At 73.1% G+C, this 18,931-nt stretch carries 13 protein-coding genes and 1 pseudogene; 5 read left to right on the top strand and 9 right to left on the bottom strand.

Features of this window, described 5'->3' with window-relative positions:
* Nucleotides 1-19 precede the first annotated feature (19 nt).
* Complete coding sequence (locus tag MCM47_RS03790) at nucleotides 20-1,216, bottom strand: CdaR family transcriptional regulator (RefSeq protein ID WP_238741507.1); 1,197 nt, start codon at nucleotides 1,214-1,216, stop codon at nucleotides 20-22.
* A 265-nt stretch (nucleotides 1,217-1,481) separates the two neighbouring features.
* On the opposite strand from MCM47_RS03790, the gene MCM47_RS03785 reads away from it, so the two are divergent.
* Nucleotides 1,482-2,258 (top strand): pirin family protein, encoded by a 777-nt coding sequence (locus tag MCM47_RS03785; RefSeq protein WP_238740944.1) that lies wholly within the window; start codon nucleotides 1,482-1,484, stop codon nucleotides 2,256-2,258.
* Nucleotides 2,259-2,355: 97 nt separating this feature from the next.
* On the opposite strand, the gene MCM47_RS03780 is transcribed toward MCM47_RS03785, so the two are convergent.
* Complete coding sequence (locus tag MCM47_RS03780) at nucleotides 2,356-3,189, bottom strand: serine hydrolase (RefSeq protein ID WP_238740942.1); 834 nt, start codon at nucleotides 3,187-3,189, stop codon at nucleotides 2,356-2,358.
* Between the two features lie 140 nt (nucleotides 3,190-3,329).
* Here MCM47_RS03780 and MCM47_RS03775 point away from each other — a divergent pair.
* Both MCM47_RS03775 and MCM47_RS03770 read left to right on the top strand, forming a co-directional pair.
* Nucleotides 3,330-3,773: pseudogene (locus MCM47_RS03775) on the top strand (MerR family transcriptional regulator); the annotation flags it as partial.
* Nucleotides 3,774-3,934: 161 nt separating this feature from the next.
* Nucleotides 3,935-4,957, top strand: a complete 1,023-nt coding sequence (locus MCM47_RS03770) for an aldo/keto reductase (RefSeq protein WP_238740940.1) — start codon at nucleotides 3,935-3,937, stop codon at nucleotides 4,955-4,957.
* A gap of 92 nt (nucleotides 4,958-5,049) precedes the next feature.
* On the opposite strand, the gene MCM47_RS03765 is transcribed toward MCM47_RS03770, so the two are convergent.
* A complete protein-coding gene (locus MCM47_RS03765) occupies nucleotides 5,050-5,628 on the bottom strand; it encodes a TIGR03086 family metal-binding protein (RefSeq protein ID WP_238740938.1) in 579 nt (192 codons plus the stop codon).
* Nucleotides 5,629-5,728: 100 nt separating this feature from the next.
* On the opposite strand from MCM47_RS03765, the gene MCM47_RS03760 reads away from it, so the two are divergent.
* Entirely contained in the window at nucleotides 5,729-6,703 is a 975-nt protein-coding gene (locus MCM47_RS03760) for a YafY family protein (RefSeq protein ID WP_238740936.1), read from the top strand.
* Nucleotides 6,704-6,774: 71 nt separating this feature from the next.
* Here the strand turns inward: MCM47_RS03760 and MCM47_RS03755 are convergent, their stop codons facing one another.
* From MCM47_RS03755 to MCM47_RS03735, 5 genes are all read right to left on the bottom strand, one after another.
* A complete protein-coding gene (locus tag MCM47_RS03755; RefSeq protein ID WP_238740934.1) occupies nucleotides 6,775-7,989 on the bottom strand; it encodes an alpha/beta hydrolase in 1,215 nt (404 codons plus the stop codon).
* Between the two features lie 157 nt (nucleotides 7,990-8,146).
* Complete coding sequence (locus MCM47_RS03750; RefSeq protein WP_238740932.1) at nucleotides 8,147-8,494, bottom strand: MmcQ/YjbR family DNA-binding protein; 348 nt, start codon at nucleotides 8,492-8,494, stop codon at nucleotides 8,147-8,149.
* Between the two features lie 84 nt (nucleotides 8,495-8,578).
* Entirely contained in the window at nucleotides 8,579-10,867 is a 2,289-nt protein-coding gene (locus MCM47_RS03745) for a Dyp-type peroxidase (RefSeq protein WP_238740930.1), read from the bottom strand.
* Between the two features lie 30 nt (nucleotides 10,868-10,897).
* Nucleotides 10,898-12,799 carry a glyoxal oxidase gene (locus tag MCM47_RS03740; RefSeq protein WP_238740927.1) on the bottom strand — a complete coding sequence of 634 codons (1,902 nt, stop codon included), beginning with the start codon at nucleotides 12,797-12,799 and terminating at the stop codon, nucleotides 10,898-10,900.
* 357 nt (nucleotides 12,800-13,156) lie between these two features.
* A complete protein-coding gene (locus tag MCM47_RS03735; protein ID WP_238740925.1) occupies nucleotides 13,157-13,882 on the bottom strand; it encodes a TetR family transcriptional regulator in 726 nt (241 codons plus the stop codon).
* Between the two features lie 173 nt (nucleotides 13,883-14,055).
* Here MCM47_RS03735 and MCM47_RS03730 point away from each other — a divergent pair, with 173 nt between their 5' ends.
* The gene (locus MCM47_RS03730; protein ID WP_238740923.1) at nucleotides 14,056-15,660 is read left to right on the top strand and encodes an MFS transporter; all 1,605 of its coding nucleotides are present in this window, start codon (nucleotides 14,056-14,058) and stop codon (nucleotides 15,658-15,660) included.
* 163 nt (nucleotides 15,661-15,823) lie between these two features.
* On the opposite strand, the gene aceE is transcribed toward MCM47_RS03730, so the two are convergent.
* Nucleotides 15,824-18,574: a pyruvate dehydrogenase (acetyl-transferring), homodimeric type gene (gene aceE / locus MCM47_RS03725; protein ID WP_238740921.1), complete on the bottom strand. Its 2,751-nt coding sequence runs from the start codon at nucleotides 18,572-18,574 to the stop codon at nucleotides 15,824-15,826.
* Between the last annotated feature and the right edge of the window lie 357 nt (nucleotides 18,575-18,931).

Raw genomic sequence — 18,931 nt, 5'->3', positions numbered from 1 at the left:
TAAGTTCCCTACATCGGGCTCAGCTCTGCTCGCCGGCGGCCGTGAGTCGACCCAGCGCCAGTGCGATACGCAGCGTGAACGCCGAACGCACGTCCGACGGAGCGTATCCCGTGACGTCTGTCACACGTCGGAGCCGGTAGCGCACCGTGTTGGGGTGGACGAAGAGCATCCGGGCGGCTCCCTCCAGCGAGGAGGCCTGCTCCAGGTAGACACTCAAGGTCTCCAGCAGCGCCGAGCCGGCCTCGTCCAGCGGTGTGTAGATCTCCTCCACCAGCTGACGGCGGGCCGCCTGGTCCCCGGCGAGCGCCCGCTCCGGGAGCAGGTCGTCGGCCAGCACCGGGCGCGGCGCGTCCGGCCACGCGGCGCAGGCCCGCAGGCCGGCCGCGGCGGCGTGCGCCGAGCGGGTCGCCGACAGCAGGTCGGGCACGGTGGGGCCGACCACCACCGGACCGGGCGCGAACTGGCCGATCAGCGCCCGGGCGGCGTGCACCGGCTCCTTGTCGCCGCCGACCACGACCACCAGCCGCTTGCCCAGCACCCCGGTCAGCACGTGCAGCTTGGCGTAGCGGGCGGCCCGGCGGATCGCCTCCACCACCAGCTCGCTGTCGCCGTCCGGGGCGCTGCCCATCACCACCCGGACCTGGCTCGGCTGGCCCCAGCCGAGCGCGGCGGCGCGCGAGAGCACTCCCTCGTCGGCGTCACCGGAGAGCAGCGAGTTGACGACCAGCGCCTCCAGCCGCGCGTCCCACGCGCCGCGCGCCTCCGCGGCCTGGGCGTACACCTGGGCGGTGGCGAAGGCGATCTCGCGGGCGTAGACCAGCACGGACTCGCGCATGTCCGCCTCGTCGCCGGGGGCGGCCACCTCCTCGATGGCCTCCTCCATCACCTCGATCGTGGTGCGGATCAGCTCGACGGTCTGGCGCAGCGTGATGGCCCGGGTCAGCTCGCGCGGCGCGGTGCCGAACACGTCGGTGGAGATCGCCTGCGGGGCGTCGGGGTGGCGGTACCACTCGGTGAAGGCGGCGATGCCGGCCTGCGCGACCAGGCCGATCCACGAGCGGTGCTCCGGCGGCATCCGCCGGTACCAGCCGAGCTGGTCGTCCATCCGCGCGATCGCGTTGGTGGCCAGCTTGCCCGAGGACTTCTCCAGCCGCTTGAGCGTCGCGGCCCGGCGCTCGGCCCGCTCGGCGGCGAGTCTGCGCTCCTGCGCGGTCAGCCGCGGCGCCGCGCGGCCGGGCCGGTCGCGGCCGGCCCCGGGGGTCGGGCCCGGCCCGCTCTGGTCGGGCTTGGCGGTGGGTTCGCTCTGGGAGTTCGCGGAAGCGGCTGGCACAAGGACAAGACTGCCTCACCGGAGTGACTGCTCGTGCACAACCCCCGGCGCAGCGACGCGGTGGCAACCGTCACACCCGCACTCCGGAGGGCACGCCGGGGCCGGGGCGGGGGCGCCCGGAGCGCGTCCGGGGGCGCGCTACCGTGGGCCCGTGACCGACGCTCCCGCCCGCCCCCGCGCCGACCTGCGCCGCACCGCCGAGCGCTACCTCTCCACCCCGGCCGAGGGCATCGAGACCAGACACGCGTTCTCGTTCTCGGGCCACTACGACCCGCGGAACACGCACTTCGGGGCGCTGCTCGCGTGCAACGAGGAGCTGCTCGCACCGGGCGCGGGGTTCGACGAGCACAAGCACCGGGACACCGAGATCCTCACCTGGGTGCTGGAGGGCGCGCTGGCGCACCGGGACTCGCGCGGCCACAGCGGCGTGGTCCGTCCGGGCATGCTCCAGCACCTGAGCGCGGGCTCCGGCGTGACCCACACCGAGCGCAACGTCGGCGGCGCCGAGGTTCCGGTCCGCTTCGTCCAGATGTGGCTCCAGCCCGACGCCTTCGACGCGCCCCCGGCGTACGGACTGCGCCGGGTGGAGCGCGCGCCCGGCGGGTTGACGCTGCTCGCCTCCGGGATGGAGCGGGACGCCGGCACGGACGCGCTGCGGCTGCGCCGCAGCGACGCCGCGCTCTGGTTGGCGACCGCCGACCCCTGGCAGCCGCTGCCCGAACTCCCGGCCGCGCCCTGGCGCTACGCGCACCTGACGGCCGGTGCGCTCGGCTACCGGACGGTGCCCGGGCCGCAGGGCGGCGGGCGCTCGATGGTGCCGGGCGACAGCGTCCGGATCACCGGCGGCGCCTTCGCCGACCCGACGGCCGGCGGGACCGGCGCCGAGCTCCTGCTCTGGGAGATGCACTCGCCGGTCTCGTACGGCTGACGGCTGACGGCGGGCCGGCGGGCTGACTCCGTCCCCGCCGGGCCGACTCCGTTCCTGCCGGGCCGGCCGCCCCCCGGCCGGGCCGACCGCCCGGGTCTCAGCCGCGCAGCTCGGCCAGGACCGCGTCGCTGAACTGCGGCCAGACCTCGGCGGCCCACGGCCCGAAGTCCCGGTCGGTGAGCGCGATGCAGGCCGCGCCGGCCTCCGGGTCCACCCAGAGGAAGGTCCCGGACTGGCCGAAGTGACCGTAGGTGGCGGGGGAGTTGGCGGTTCCGGTCCAGTGCGGGGTCTTGCCGTCGCGGATCTCGAAGCCGAGGCCCCAGTCGTTCGGCCGGCGGTGGCCGAAGCCGGGCAGCACGCCGCTGGTGCCCGGGAAGGCGACCTCGCGGGTGGCGGCGCGCAGGGTGGACGGGTCGAGCAGCTTGGGCGACTGCAGCTCGGCGGCGAACAGCGCGAGGTCCGCGACCGTGGAGAGGCCGCCGGCCCCGGCGGGGGACCTGTGCGCGGTGTTGATGAGCGTGTCGCGCATGCCGAGCGGCTCGAACAGCGCCTCGGCCGCGTACCGGCCGAACTCGATGCCGGAGGCCTGCTGGAGGGCCTGGGCCAGTACGTCGAAGCCGGCGTTGGAGTAGAGCCGGCGGTTGCCCGGCTCAGCCATCACCCGGTGCTCGTCGAAGGCGAGGCCCGAGGTGTGCGCGAGCAGGTGGCGGATGGTCGACCCCTCGGGGCCGGCCGGGTCGTCCAGCTCGAAGACGCCCTCCTCGACCGCGACCAGCACGGCGTACGAGGTGAGCAGCTTGGTCACCGACGCCAGCGGGAACAGGTGGTCCTGCGGGCCGTGCCCGCCCAGCACCGCGCCGTCCGCACCCCGCACCACGGCCGCCGCCGCGCGGGGGACGGGCCAGGTCTCGATCATCCGCAAGCTCTCCATGGGCCCGACTCTAACCGGCCGCAGCCGGCGGGGTTCCGGGAGTACCGGGCTGGCAGGCTTGCTTCGAGTGCACTCCAACTCGCTAGCGTCTTGAACCGGCCCGCCAGGACGCGGGCCGCTCACCACTGGGGGTTTCGACCATGGCCACGCTCGCGTCGATCGAGATCGACCTGAGGACCTGCTCCGAGGTGTTCGCCGCGCCCGTCGGCGTGCCCGACCGGACGCCCCGGCACAGCATCAGCGAGGTGGCGGCGGCCAGCGGGCTGACCGTGCACACGCTGCGCTGGTACGAGCGGATCGGCCTGCTCGACCCGGTCGACCGCGCCGCCTCCGGCCAGCGCCGCTACTGCGACGCCGACCTGCACCGGCTGGCCTTCCTCGGCCGGCTGCGGCTGACCGGCATGCCGGTGGCCGACATGCTCCGCTACGTGGAGCTGGCCCGCGAGGGCGAGCGGACCGCCGAGGACCGGCGCGAGCTGCTGGTGGCGCACCGCGAGGTGGTCCGGCAGCAGATCGCCGACCTTCACGCCACCCTCGCCGTCCTCGACTTCAAGATCGACATCTACGCCGGGAAGCTCGCCGCCTGCGGCGTGCCGGCGGATGCGGCACGGACCGCGCAGACCCCCCAAGCAGCACAGATCCCCCAAGCAGCGCAGACCCCCCAAGCAACGCAGGCAACGCAGGCAATGCAGACGTCACAGCCGACGCAGACGTCACGGACTTCGCACAGGAAGCAGCAGAGGGCATGACGAACCCCACTCTCCCCACTCTCCCCACGGTCCGGCTCGGCAACGACGGCCCGGCCGTCGGCGTCCAGGGCCTCGGCTGCATGGGCATGAGCGAGTTCTACGGCCCGACCGACACCGCCGAGGCCCTCGCCACCCTGGACGCGGCCCTGGAGGCCGGCGTCACCCTCTTCGACACCGCCGACGCGTACGGTTCCGGCCACAACGAGGAGCTGATCGGCCCCTTCGTCCGTGCCAACCGGGACCGGGTCGTGCTGGCCACCAAGTTCGCCCTCGAACGCCGCGCGGACGATCCGGCCTACCGGGGCATCCGCAACGACCCGGCCTACATCCGCTCCGCCGTGGACGCCTCGCTGCGCCGGCTCGGCGTGGACGTGATCGACGTCTACTACATGCACCGGCGCGACCCGGCCGTGCCGCTCGCCGAGTCGGTCGGCGCGATGGCCGAACTGGTGGCGGCCGGAAAGGTGCGGTACCTCGGCCTCTCCGAGGTGAGCGGCAGCGAGCTGCGCGAGGCGTACGCGGTGCACCCGATCGCGGCCCTGCAGTCCGAGTGGTCGGTCTTCGCCCGGGACGTCGAGAGCTCGGCGGTGCCGGCCGCGGCCGAGCTGGGCGTCGCCTTCGTGCCGTACTCGCCGCTCGGGCGCGGCTTCCTCACCGGCTCGTTCGCCGCCGCGGAGGAGCTGGCCGCGGACGACTTCCGCCGCAGCCAGCCCCGGTTCCACGGGGAGAACGCCGCGGCCAACCTCGCGCTGGTCGAGCCGATCCGGCGGATCGCCGCGGCGCGCGGGGCGACCGCCGCGCAGGTGGCCCTGGCCTGGGTGCACCAGCGGGCCCAGGTGCACGGCCTGACGGTCGTGCCGATCCCGGGCACCCGCAAGCGCAGCCGGCTCGCCGAGAACACCGCGGCCGCGGCGGTTCGCCTCACCGCCGAGGAGCTGGCGCTGCTGGAGCCGATCGCCGGCCGGGTGGTCGGCGACCGCTACACGGACATGACCTTCACCTCGGCCGGCCGGGAGTAGCGGGCTGCGGGTCCGGGCGGGAGCGGGCCGCGGGTCCGGGCGGCGGGACCGGGGAGCCCCGGCCCCGCCGCCCGCCGGGGCGGGCCGGGGCGTCAGACCTCGCGGCCCAGGTAGGCGGCCAGCCGGGTGGTGGCGTCGGCGTCGGCCGGCGCGGGCCGCACCGCGCCGAACGGGACCGGCCCCCCGCGGTTCTCGGCCGGCAGCACGGACTCGGCGACGGCCAGTGCGGCCCGGCCCAGCTCCTCGTCCAGGGCGAGACCGCTCCCGAGGGCGCGTGCGATGTCCCAGGAGTGGGTGACCGCCTCCATGACGTAGCCGCCGACCGCGGCCCGCCCGGGCACCTCGCCCCAGGGCGCGAAGGACGGGCGGTCCAGCTTGGCGTCGTCGGCCCAGGCGGCCGTGACCCGGGCCCGGGCCCGCTCGAACGCCGCCGGCCAGGCGTCGTCGGCCAGGTCGCCGGTGGCCGCCACGACGTCCTCCGCCCGGCCGCCCTCGCCGATGTAGGCGAGCCGGTGCACGCCGCCGACCACGTGGCTCAGCAGCTGCCGCAGGTCGTACTCCTCGCACGGGGTCGGCCGGTCCAGCGTGGCCGGGGCGGCCTCGGCGATCAGCTTCTCCAGCTGGCCGAGCGCGAGCAGGTACAGCGGGCGGGGGTCCTGGGTGGTGTCCATGCGGGATCAACTCCGTCGTCGGAAGGGGGTTTTCGCTTCGGAGGCAATCTCCCGGCAAAACCTGACAACGAGCGTCATGATTTCTGTCATCCTCGTTCGCATGAAGGCCGACCGCCTGCTCTCGATCCTGCTGCTGCTCCAGACCCGCGGCCGGGTGCCCGCCACCGAACTGGCCGAGCGCCTGGAGGTGTCGGTCCGTACCATCTACCGCGACGTCGAGGCGCTCTCGGCGGCCGGCGTCCCGGTCTACACCGAGCGGGGGCGGCACGGCGGCATCGCCCTGTTGCCCGGCTACCGCACCGACGTCAGCGGCCTGACCGCCGACGAGGCGCGGGCCCTGTTCGTGCTCTCCGCCCAGGGGGCGCACAGCGACCTCGGCCTGGACGGCGCGCTCGGCTCGGCGCTGCGCAAGGTGATGGCCGCGCTGCCCGCCCCGCACCGGCCTGCCGCCGAGCGGATCAGCGAGCGCATCCTGGTCGACCCGGTCCGCTGGCTCCAGCCCGGTGGGAGCGCCTCCGGGCCGGACCTCGGCGAGCTGCAGCACGCCGTCTTCACCGACCGCCGGCTGCGGCTGCGGTACCGGCACAGCGGCGCGCCGACCCCCGCGGAGTACACCGTCGACCCCTACGGCCTGGTGAGCAAGGCCGGTGTCTGGTACCTGGTGGCCGATCTGAACGGCGAGCCGCGGCTCTTCCGGGCGGAACGGGTGCTCGCCGCCGAGACGGCGGAGGAGTCCGTGCGGCGGCGTCCGGGGGTGGGGCTCGGCGCGGTCTGGGCGGTGCTGCGCGACCAGGTCGAGCGGCTGCCGAAGGAGGTGCAGGTCAGGGTGCGGGTCCGGCGCGGGCGGCTGGACATGTTCGTCCGGATCCACTCCACCCGGCTCACCGCCCCGCCGCCCGAGTCGGGCGCCGGAGCCGCCGACGACTGGGTGGAGCTGGCGATGGGCTTCCAGGCGCTGCCGGCCGTCCGCGCGCTGCTCGCCTTCGGGGCGGACGCCGAGGTGCTCTCGCCGCCCGCGGCCCGCCGGGAGCTGGCCCGCGCCGCGGCGGAGGCCGCCCGGCTCTACCGGGACTGACCGCCGGGGGCGGACCCGCCTACTGACCGCCTGGGGCGAACCCGCCTACTGACCGTCGGAGGCGGACCCGCCTACGGAGTGTCCGCGGGCGGCCGGACCACGTTCTCGTAGCGGCCGAGCGCGACGGCCGCGAAGTTGTGCAGGCTGTCGGTGCCCTCGGCGAAGTAGCCGTTGTGGCCGGAGGAGCGGGCCGAGGAGATCTGTTCGGCCCCGAAGTCGGTCGAGGTCGGGTCGGCGCCGTGGCCGAGCCCGCCGACCTCCAGGTACGGCACGTTGCCGATCCAGTCGCTGCCGTTGCGGGTGGCCCAGACGTGCACGCCGGTGCCCAGCTCGGCCGTGCTCTGCACGCCCATGCCCGGGCTGCCGAACACCATCAGGTCGGTGATCCCCGAGGTGTCGGACGGCGAGGCGGCCGCCCGCGGGATCTCGGGGGCGGCGCTGCCGCAGACCACCGAGCCGTAGGAGTGGCAGAGCAGGGACGGCGGCGCGTCCGGCCGGGTGGTCTCCTTGAGCCCGGCGAGCAGTCGCTCCAGCCGGGGCGCGCCGACGTCGGCGAGCCGGGAGGTGACGGCGTCCGGCCCGAGGCCCGAGGGGGTGACGTAGCCGGTCCAGGCGATCACCGCGGTCCGGGTGCGCGGCGCCTGGCGGTGCTCCTCGGCGTACAGCGCGCGGGCCATGCCGGCGGGGGAGCGCAGCGGTTCGACCGCCTGGTCGAAGTGGCCGAGGTCGGCGTCCGAGCCGGGGACCAGCACGGCGATCCGGTCGGCGTTGCCGAGGTCGCCCCAGACCTCGGTGACCAGGCCGCGCCCGCGCGGGTCGAAGGCCAGGACCTGGCGCTCGGGCGCCAGCAGGTGCTCGACGTCGTTGGCGCGGGAGACGGCCAGCGCGCGCTGCTCGGAGTCCAGCTTCCGGTCGGCGGCACGGGCCCTGGCGCGGTCGCGTTCGGCGGCCAGCGCGATCCGGTTGGCGCGGTAGCGCAGGTCGACCGGGGCGCCGTCGAAGTTGCCGACCACCAGCGGGTAGTCCTGGATCAGCCGGTCCAGCTCGGTGGGCGCCAGCGAGGCGAAGAACTCGGCCGCGGCGGCCGGGGTGGTGGTGGCCGGGTCCGGCAGTGACCGCCCGAAGGTGTGGTCCTCGACCCAGGCGGCGCTGCCGGCCGGGGGCGTGGAGATCGCCAGCTGCTCGGTGGAGGCGGCGGCCTGGGCCGCGGCGGCGCCGGCATCGGCGAGCACGGCACAACCCGCGAAGGCGCCGATCAGAACACGCTTCCACCGGCGACGGCGCATCGCGTCAACTCCCTTGGGCCCGTGACCGTTCCGCGGGCGGGGCCCGGAGGGTGGTACGACTGCCAACTTCCTTGCGCAAGCCTAGAGGCCCGGAGAACCGTCGTCGCCGCGCCAAACTGTGGGATGGATCACATGAACCGTGGGTGTCCGGTCGGTGTCAACTGTTCGTGGCCGCGTCGAAGTCGCGGACCATGCGTGTGGGGGCGGTCCGCCGCCAGGCCTCGGTGAGCAGCTCCCGCAGCTCAGCGGGGTCGACGCGGTCGAGCCGGATGCCGATCCAGCCGTGCCGGCCGACGTACCCCGGGTAGCCGAACACCTCGGGGTCCGCCGCGAGCAGCTCCGCCTGGTCCTCCTTGGAGGCCTTCACGCTGACGCTCCCGCCCTCCGGCGAGCCCATCGCGAAGATCTTCGAGCGGACCCGCAGGGTCTCGATCTCCCAGGTGGGCTGCTGCTCCGCCCCGGGAAGGGCCAGGGCCATCGCCAGGAACTCCTCGAACGTCACCATGGGGGCAGCCTAGAGCCTGCTCCGGACAGCCGGCCGCGGCCGCTCCGATGCGCCCGGCGCGCACCGGGAGCGGCTGCCGGGCCGTCAGATCAGCGAGTTCCAGCCGCTGCAGGAGCGGTCCGCGGCGACCTGGCGGTCCGGGTGCCCGCTGCCGTCGTTGACCGCGATCCGGCGGTAGCTCTCGCCGTGGAACACCCAGTACTCGCTCCGGCCACCGACCCGCTGGAGGTCGGGCACCGGCAGGAAGCAGTCGACCGAGGTGATCCCGCCGAGCGAGGTCCACTGGGAGAGCTCGCGGTCGGTGCGCTCGATCACATCGGTGTGGGCGGCGCCGTCGGCGATCGAGATCAGCCGGTAGCGCTGCCGCCCGCCGGTGGTGTGGAACACCCAGTACCAGCTCTTCCCGCCGATCCGCTGCTGGTCGGGCACCGGGAGGAAGCAGTCCACCCGGTCGACGCCGGCGAGCGAGTTCCAGGCCGTGAGGTCGCGGTCCGCACGTTCGAGGGCGCCGGTGTGGCCGCTGCCGCAGGTGACGGAGACCGTCCGGTACTGCTGGCGACCGCCGGTGCTGTGGAAGGTCCAGTACCAGCTCTTGCCGCCGGGGTTCTGCAGGTCGGGCATCGGTAGCACGCAGTCGATCCGGCCGATGCCCCGGAAGCAGTCGTGGCCGCTCAGCACCGTGTCGCCCTTGACGGTGCGGTCGGTGTGGGCGGAGCCGTCGTCGACCGAGATCTTCCGGTAGCGGTCGCCGTGGCAGGCCCAGAACTGGGTCTGCCCGCCCTGGCGCTGCCGGTCGGGCACGGCGACGAAGGCGTCGACCGGGTAGGCCCGGGCGGGCGCCGGGGTGGTCTGCCCGCCCTGGCCGCCCTGCTGCGCCCGGCCGACGAGCCGGCCGTCGGCGAGCGCCCTGAGCGTGCTGATGGACGGCGCGAAGGCGTAGACCGAGCCGGTGGTCCGGACGAACTGCGCGAAGCTCAGCGGGGTGTGCTTGATCGCGCCGTCCGGGCCGCGGCTCTCGAAGTCGATGTCCGGGGCCTCCTGGGTCACCGGGTCCTTGCCGGGCAGCGGGTTGCGCTTGGGCGGGAAGTCCGGCTGGTCCATCCAGTCGGCCTGGATGAACTCGAACTGCCGGGCGATGTCCGCCTGGTAGCAGACGAAGAGCAGGCCGCGCGGGTCGTCCGGGCCGCCGGGGCCCTCGGAGGCCGGGTCGAACGGGTGCCCGTACGGCGCGCCGCGGCGCATGATCCGGCGCCCGTCCAGGACCTCGGCGTCGAACGGCGGGTGCGCCGGGTCCTCCTGCAGCCCGGCGCGCGGGCTCGTCTTGCGCAGGTGCGACCAGAGCGGGGTGACCAGGCCCTCCAGGTCGTCCCGGAAGTCGAAGTCGTTGTCCGACGCGGCCGTCGGGTCGTTGGGGACGTCCCGGTCGGGGTGGTGGCAGACGGGTGCGCCGGAGCGCCAGCGGCCGACCATCCGGGCCGCCAGCCACTCGCTGGTGGCGCTCTCCGGGACGGCCTTGGCCTGCTTGAGCTCCTTGAGCTTGACGGAGACCTGCGACCACCAGCCGGGGACGTCCTGGGCGAGGCGGCGGACCACCTGGAAGGAGCCGTTGCGCGCCCACTCGGGGAAGTCGGTGAAGCTGCCGGGCGCGGGCTGCTCGCCGCAGACGAACTCGCCGGCCGGGATGATCCGGCTGCCGGGGTGGCCCTCGACCTCCCCGGGTCTGGCCGGGTCCGGCCGGTCGAAGAACCGGACTCCGGGCTCGCTGATGCCGTCCTTGAAGCCGAAGTGCTCCTTGCCGCGCCGGCTGCCGAGCAGGGTCTTGGCGTTCTGCTGGTAGACGACGACGATCCTGGACTCGGCCGCCGCCAGCCGCTGGGCGTCGACGGCCGTCCGCAGGTCGTCCTCGGTGTCCGAGGCGATGGTCAGGACGGCGTGCACCGGCTGGCTCCGGCCGTTGCCGAAGAGCCAGAACTCCGGGGAGTTGTCACCGGTGTCGCCGAGGGCGCCGGCCCGCCTGGCCGAGCCCTCCATGAACGCCTCCAGGCCGCTGCCGACCGGCGGGGGCTGTTCGAACGGGTCGGTGGCGGAGAGCTCGCGCATGCCCGGGTAGGTGAGGCTGACGCTCAGCCAGGTGGCCTTGAGGGTCCTCGGGTCGTCGCCGCCCGAGGTCCTCCGGGCCTCGCTGAACGCGTCGTTGAAGGCGGCGACCTGGCGGGTGGTGGCGATCTGCGGGGCCAGCCCGCGCAGCCACCCGCGGGCCATGGCCTGGTCCTCGAACTTGAGGAACAGCAGGCTGACGTTGTCCTTCTTGAAGCCGGCGATGATGTCGCCCTGGATCTCGTCGCTCTCGCGCAGTCTCAGATCCGTTGCCATGGGGTTTCCTCCGGGTGGGGTTCGGGGGGATCAGGCCGAGGAGCTGAGCTGCACCCACTGCGCGACGCTGGGCACGCCCTGGTCGTTGAGCAGGAAGAGCATGTACCAGCCGGGGGGCGCGGCCTTGGCGTCCGGCGGGGCCTGGAGCTCCAGCCGGTTGCCGGCCCGGCTGCTGAGCCGCAGTTCGAGGTGGCGCTGGCTGGTGTTGACCGAGTGGGTGGAGGTGGTCGGTGCGAGCAGGACGGCCTTGGCGGCGCGTTCCGGGGTGCTCGTGGTGACCTGGAACTTCTTGTCGTAGCCGATCGCCGTGGTGGGCGCCCGGTCCAGCGAGGGTCGGTTGCCCTGGTGCAGGTAGGCCGGCTCGTAGATCTCGATGGTGCCGTTCATGTCGTCGTTGATGTCCGGGTCGTTGGCGAGCTGCTGGAGCTCGTCGCCGGTCACCATGACGCGGCCATCGGGCAGGACCACGGCGTTGGAGTGGTAGCCGCGGGGCAGCCGCTGGACCGGGCCGAGCCTCCAGTTGCCCTGGGCGTCGCGCAGCTCGGTCTGCCGGTACTTCAGGTCGGCGTTCGGGTTGTACGGGCCGTTGCCGTAGTCGCGGATGTCGTACGCGCCGTTGACCGTCATCAGCGTGCCGTCGGGCATCAGCAGGGTGTCGTCCTGGGTGCGGCCGAACGCGCGGGACTTCTCGGCCGTCCAGTTGCCGTTCGAGAAGCGCAGGGTGCTCGGATTGTCGCGGTCGCCGCCGAGGATCAGGGCGGAGTCCGGGCCGTTGACGCCGCCGGGCAGCATGACGGCCGAGCCGTAGTTGCGCTTGTGGCCGTCCGGGCGGGCGGTGAGGTCGCTGCGGGACTCCGCGACAGGGTCGAAGCGCCACTGCTCGGCGGCATGGCGGCCGAAGCCGTAGACGTTGCCGTCGCGCAGGGAGAACAGGTGCGGGTAGTCCAGGCTGAACGGGGCGTCCGCCTTGAACCGGTCGACCGGGGTGTTCCTGGGGACCTGGGTCTTGGTCTGCGGGACGTCGTAGCCCTTGGCGGGGAAGCGCTCGACCACGGGGGTCGGGGTGCCCCAGCCGAGCTCGGACTGGCCGGACATGATCAGTTGCCGGCCGTCGGCGCCCGTCACCACGGACGGGTACCAGCGGCCGACCGACATGTCGGGGTTGCGGGTCCAGGTCTCGGTCCACGGGTCGAAGACCAGGGACAGCTTGGCACCGGTGCCCCCGTTGCCGCCGAGGTTGCCGCCGAAGACGCCGAGCATGCCGTTGGGCAGGAAGGAGTGCCCGGCGCAGAAGAACGGCGCCGGGCGCGGCTGGTCGAGGCCGTCCGGCATGTCGACCACCGGCGGGGTGACCTTGGTGAAGGCGCCCGCACCGGAGCCCTTGGCCGGGTCCCAGAGGTAGGCGCGGCCGGCGTTCTCCTTGCCGGTGGTCTGGGTGGGGGCGGGCTCCTTCTCGGGGTTGCTCTCGATCCGCTCGAACGAGAACACCAGCACCTTGCCGGTCGGCAGCAGGGCGATGTGGTCGCCGAAGTCGGGCGACGGGAAGTACTCCTTGAACGCGCCGAAGACGGTGGGGTCGAAGCCGGCGTTGGTGCGGGTCTGGGAGTCCGTCAGGGCCTTCAGCCGGTTGATCCGGGTGGTCTGCGGGTAGTCGCCGATGCCGCGGACGGCCGCACGCATGCGGGCGTGCTCCTCGGCGTGCTCCGGGCCGAGCGCCGCCACCTCGTCGTCCCGCAGCTCGGCCAGCACGCGCGGGGCGGTGACGTGCGGGGCGGTGTCGTCGCCGCCGTGGGTGCGGACCAGCGCGGTGGCGGGGGTGACGGCGGCCAGCAGGGTGCCGGCGGTGAGTGCGACGACGGCGGCGGTGGCGACGGCGGACAGCCGGCGGGAGGACCGCGGCCGGCGTCGTGGCCGCGGTGTGGGCAGGGACATGGGGCTCCTCGGAGGGGGAACGTCGGGAGGGGGCCGGCGGGATCACGGGCGACGGGGCCGTGGGCGGGCTCAGTGGCGCCGGGTGGTGGCCGACCGTCACAGGAGATCACAGACAGTGGTGGTTCGCATGCGGATCCATTGCTTCGGTGAACGCGTGTCGCAGGCGAACGGGGTGTGGGCCCGGAGCCCGTCACAAGGACGGGCTCCGGGCCCACACCCCGTCATCCCCTGCCCGGCGGGCGGCCGTTCGGGCCGCGACCGGACGGCCCTGTGCCGCATGGACGGCCCTGTGCCGCACGGACGGGCCACCCCGCGCCGCGCGGACGGGCCGGCCCGGTCCCGGCGTAGTGCGCCCGGTCAGGCGGGCCGTCGCCAGTCGCCCGCGAGGGCGGGCCCCAGCTGGTCGAAGTAGCGCCCGATCAGGGCGATCATGCCCTCCGGGCCGGACTCCTCCTGGTCGGCGTTCCAGGACAGGTGGGCGGCGCGCAGCACGCTGCCGAAGACGGCCGCGATCACGGTCGGGCGCAGGTCCTCGGCCGGGTCGAGCCCCTCGCGGGCGGCGATCAGTCCGGCCACCACCCGCTCCTGCTCGGCGGCCCGGCGCAGGTGGGCGGCGAGCAGGGTGGGGGTGTCCTCGATGATCTGCAGCAGCTCCAGCGCACTGGTGACCGAGCCGGGGCCGGTCCGGTGCTCGGCGCCGAGATCGCGCCAGGACTCGACGATCGCCGCGCGCATGGCCTGCAGCGGGTTCTCCTCGGCGGGGCGCCGGCGCAGCCGGTCGATGAAGTAGTCCTCGGCGATGGCCAGGACCGCGAGCGCGACCTCGTCCTTGTTGGCGAAGTAGCGGAAGAAGGTGCGCTGCGAGACGTCGACGGCGGAGGCGATCTCGTCGACGGTCGTCTGCGCGAAGCCCTGTGTCAGGAAGAGTCGGTGGGCGGCCTCGATCAGCGCCGCCCTGGTCCGCTGCTTCTTGCGCTCGCGCAGGCCGGGGCCGCCGGTGGTGGCTGCAGTGTCGGCGGGCGGGAGCTGAGCGGCCATGGCGAGGGCCTTCCGGACGGTGGTGCGGGTGGGGTTCAGGAGCACCACTGTAGCGTCCTGACAAATGTCAGTTCGGGCCAGAAGTCAGTGTTTGCCGAATGGCAGTAGCTGACATAATCTTCCCCGGGTGGCGCCCGCGGGCCGGGTAACTCGTGGGGACGGGTGGGCCGGGGCGCCACGCCCATGCCTGTCCGCCGCACCGACCCGGAGAGCCCCAGATGAGCCAGTCCGTCGTCAAGAGCGCCAAGGCGGACGCCCCGCCGCAGCGCAAGACCCCGCCCGGGAGAAGCCTCCAGGGCCACCCCTGGCTGACCCTGCTGACCGTCGCCGTCGGCGTGATGATGGTCGCCCTGGACGGCACGATCGTCGCGATCGCCAACCCGGTGATCCAGGAGAAGCTGCACGCGGCGCCCTCCGAGATCCAGTGGGTGACCAGCGGCTACCTGCTTGCTCTTGCGGTCTTCCTGATCACCGCGGGCAAGATCGGCGACCGGTTCGGCCACAAGTCGACCTTCCTGGTCGGCGCCGTCGGCTTCGCCGCCACCTCGGCCGCGATCGGCTTCGCCGGCAACATCGAGATGGTGATCGCCTTCCGGGTCCTCCAGGGCCTGTTCGGCGCACTGCTCCAGCCGGCCGCGCTCGGCCTGCTGCGCGGGGCGTTCCCGGTGGAGAAGCTCAACATGGCCATCGGCATCTGGGGCGGCGTGATCGGCGCCTCCACCGCGGCCGGGCCGATCGTCGGCGGTCTCCTGGTCGAGCACGTCAACTGGGAGTCGGTGTTCTTCATCAACGTCCCGGTCGGCCTGATCGCCCTCGCCCTCGGCGTCTGGGTCCTCAAGGACGTCCGGGCCGAGAACGCGGCGAAGTCCTTCGACCTCCCCGGCATCGCGCTGCTCTCGGCGGCGATGTTCGCGCTGGTCTTCGGCATCATCAAGGCGCCCGAGTGGGGCTGGGGCGACGTCTCCACGCTGCTCTTCCTGGGCGGCGCGGCCGTCCTGATGACGGCCTTCGCGCTCTGGCAGCGGGTGGCCCGCGAGCCGCTGATCCCGCTCAGCCTGTTCCGCTCGGTGCCGCTGTCGGCCGGCACCCTGCTGATGGTGCTGATGGCCTTCTCGTTCTTCGGCGCGATCTTCTTCGTGACCTTCTACTTGCAGAACGTGCACGGGATGTCGCCGGTCTCGGCCGGCGTCCACCTGCTCCCGATGACCGGCATGATGATCGTCGGTTCGCCGCTGGCCGGTCTGGCCATCGGCAAGCTCGGCCCGCGCATCCCGATCGTGACCGGCATGCTGCTCACCACCGTCGCGATGTTCGGCATGTCCACCCTGGACACCGGCTCCGGCACCGGCGTGATGTCGCTCTGGTTCGTGCTGATGGGCCTGGGCATCAGCCCGGTCATCGTCGGCGCCACCGAGGTCATCGTCGGAAACGCCCCGCTGGAGCTGTCCGGCGTGGCGGGCGGCGTGCAGCAGGCCGCGATGCAGGTCGGCGGCAGCCTGGGCACCGCCGTGCTCGGCGCGCTGATGGCCGCCAAGGTCACCGACGTGCTGCCGGACAACTGGGCCAAGGCGGGCCTGCCGCCGGTCGAGGGCGCCCACGCCGAGGGCCTCAACCAGGCCGCCCAGCTCGGCATCGCCCCGCCGGCCCCGGCCGGCACCCCGCAGCAGGCGGTCGACGCGATGGCCTCCGCCGTCCACGACTCCTTCGTCAGTGGCATGTCGCTCGCCTTCGCGGTCGCCTCCGTGGTGGCCTTCGGGGCGGCCCTGCTCGGCCTGCTGACCCGCCGCGGCAGCACCGACGCAGGCCCGGCCGTCCACATCTGACCCGGGCGCCACGGCCGCGGCCCCGGACCGGGCAGGGTCCGGGGCCGCGGCCGTCCCCGCTCCGGAGGACGAATCCCGCCCGGGGCGGGGCGGGGCGGGGCCGGGAACGGCGAAGGGCCGGACCTCCGTGGGGGAGGTCCGGCCCTCAGTGCCTACCGGCCGATCAGGCGTCGCCGCCCGCGGCGCCCGGGTCGGCGGCCGCCACGTCCAGCAGCTGGTAGCGGTCGATCGCGTCCTTCAGCGCGCTGCGGTCGATCTTGCCCTGCTTGGCGAGCTCGGTGAGCACCGCCAGGACGACCGACTGCGCGTCGATGTGGAAGTAGCGACGGGCCGCACCGCGGGTGTCGGCGAAGCCGAAGCCGTCGGCGCCCAGCGACTGGTACTGGCCCGGCACCCAGCGCGAGATCTGGTCCGGCACCGCGCGCATCCAGTCGGAGACGGCGACGAACGGGCCCTCGGCGCCCTGGAGCTTCTGGGTCACGTACGGGACGCGCTCCTGCTCCTCGGGGTGCAGCAGGTTGAACTCCTCGGCCTCCACCGCGTCGCGGCGCAGCTCGTTCCACGAGGTCGCGGACCAGACGTCGGCCTTGACGTTCCACTCCTCGGCGAGGATGCGCTGGGCCTCCAGGGCCCACGGCACCGCCACGCCGGAGGCGAGGATCTGGGCCGGGATCTGGCCGGCGGTGCCGGGCGCGTACCGGTGCAGGCCCTTGAGGATGCCCTCGACGTCGACGTTCTCCGGCTCGGCCGGCATCTTGATCGGCTCGTTGTAGACGGTGAGGTAGTAGAACACGTCCTCGCCGTGCGGGTGCTCCTCGCTGGAGCCGTACATCCGCCGCAGACCGTCCTGGACGATGTGCGCGATCTCGAAGCCGTACGCCGGGTCGTACGCGACGACGCCCGGGTTGGTCGAGGCGAGCAGGTGCGAGTGGCCGTCGGCGTGCTGCAGGCCCTCACCGGTCAGCGTGGTCCGGCCGGCGGTGGCGCCGAGCACGAAGCCGCGGGCCAGCTGGTCGGCCATCTGCCAGAACTGGTCGCCGGTGCGCTGGAACCCGAACATCGAGTAGAAGACGTACACCGGGATCAGCGGCTCGCCGTGGGTGGCGTAGGACGAGCCCGCGGCGATCAGCGAGGCGGTGCAACCGGCCTCGGAGATGCCGTCGTGCAGCATCTGGCCGGTCGGGGACTCCTTGTACGCCAGCAGCAGCTCGCGGTCGACCGACTCGTAGGTCTGGCCGAGCGGGTTGTAGATCTTCGCCGACGGGAACAGCGAGTCCATGCCGAAGGTGCGGTACTCGTCCGGGGCGATCGGCACGAAGCGGTTGCCGATGCCCTTGTCGCGCATGAGGTCCTTGAGCAGCCGGACGAACGCCATGGTGGTGGCGATGGTCTGGTTGCCGGAGCCCTTCTTGACCGCCTTGTAGGCGTCGTCGCCCGGCAGCTCCAGCTTGCGCGGGCGCACCTTGCGGGTCGGCACGTAGCCGCCCAGCTCCTGGCGGCGGTCGTGCATGTACTGGATCTCTTCGGAGTTGCGGCCCGGGTGGTAGTAGGGCGGGTAGCCCTCCTCGAGCTGCTTGTCCGTGATCGGCAGGTGCAGGCGGTCGCGGAAGCGCTTGAGGTCCTCGACCGTCAGCTTCTTCATCTGGTGGGTCGCGTTGCGGCCCTCGAAGTTCGGGCCGAGGGTCCACCCCTTGACCGTCTGCGCGAGGATGACCGTCGGCTGGCCCTTGTGCTCGCGGGCCGCCTTGAACGCCGCGTAGATCTTGGCGTGGTCGTGGCCGCCGCGGCCCAGGTGCTGGATCTGCTGGTCGGTCATGTTCTCGACCATCTTGCGCAGCCGCAGGTCGCCGCCGAAGAAGTGCTCGCGGATGTACGAGCCGGTCTCGGTGGCGTAGGTCTGGAACTGGCCGTCGACCGTGGTGTTCAGCTTGTTCACCAGGACGCCGTCGCGGTCCTGGGCGAGCAGCGGGTCCCAGCTGCGGTCCCAGATCAGCTTGATCACGTTCCAGCCGGCGCCCCGGAACTGGGACTCCAGCTCCTGGATGATCTTGCCGTTGCCGCGGACCGGGCCGTCGAGGCGCTGCAGGTTGCAGTTGACCACGAAGGTCAGGTTGTCCAGGCCCTCGCGCGCGGCGAGCGACAGCTGGCCGAGCGACTCCGGCTCGTCCATCTCGCCGTCGCCGAGGAAGGCGTAGACGTGCGAGTCGGAGGTGTCCTTGATGCCCCGGTGCTCCAGGTAGCGGTTCATCCGCGCCTGGTAGATCGCGCCGAGCGGGCCGAGCCCCATCGAGACGGTCGGGAACTCCCAGAAGTCCGGCATCAGCCGCGGGTGCGGGTAGCTGGAGAGACCGTACGGGAACTTCGACTTCTCCTGGCGGAAGGCGTCGAGCTGCTGCTCGGTGAGTCGGTCCAGGAGGAACGCGCGGGCGTAGATGCCGGGGGAGGCGTGACCCTGGAAGAAGATCTGGTCGCCCGACTCGCCCTCGGCGTCCTTGCCGCGGAAGAAGTAGTTGAAGCCGACGTCGTAGAGCGACGCCGAGGAGGCGAAGGTGGCGATGTGGCCACCCACGCCGATGCCCGGACGCTGGGCGCGCGAGACCATGACGGCCGCGTTCCAACGGGTCGCGTTGAGGACCTTGCGCTCGATCTCCTCGTTGCCGGGGAAGAAGGGCTCGTCCTTGGTGGCGATGGTGTTGACGTAGTCCGTGCTGCGCATCTCGGGCACGGCGACACGCTTCTCGCGGGCGCGCTCGATCAGGCGGAGCATCAGGTAGCGGGCACGCTCGCGCCCCCGCTCGTCGATGGCCGCGTCAAGCGACTCCAGCCATTCCGCGGTCTCCTCGGGATCGAAGTCCGGGACCTGACTCGGAAGGCCGCCAATGATGATCGGGTTGCGATCGGATCCGGAAGCCACGCTGTTCCTTCACTGTCGGTCGAAACTTAGGTGTGTCGCGCCGCCTCCATCGTGCTACCGCGCTCGGAGATCCGTCATCTCTACCGATCGGTAACCGTTCCGCCCGGTGGGCGGAACGGTCTGGCGGTGTGCGGAGCGGGCGCTGTTGCCGGCGCCGCGCACCACCGGGTGTTACGAAAAGAGGTGGTCCGACCTGGTTGCCCGTCCGTCCGATGGCGGGCGGTCGGGGTGAGGGCCAACAGGAGACTCTACGCCCGCGCACGCGCGGACCCCGAATGCCGTTCGCATCTCGGGCACGCGTACGGCCTGCGGACCGGGACCACCCGAAGCATCCTTGTCCTACGCAGAGAAGGGCAA

Origin of the sequence: Kitasatospora sp. A2-31 (assembly GCF_022288725.1) — a bacterium.
In the GTDB taxonomy this organism is placed as follows: Bacteria; Actinomycetota; Actinomycetes; order Streptomycetales; family Streptomycetaceae; genus Kitasatospora.
The sequence above is the reverse complement of the archived record's forward strand: the minus strand, read 5'-3'. Positions and strand labels throughout refer to the sequence as shown.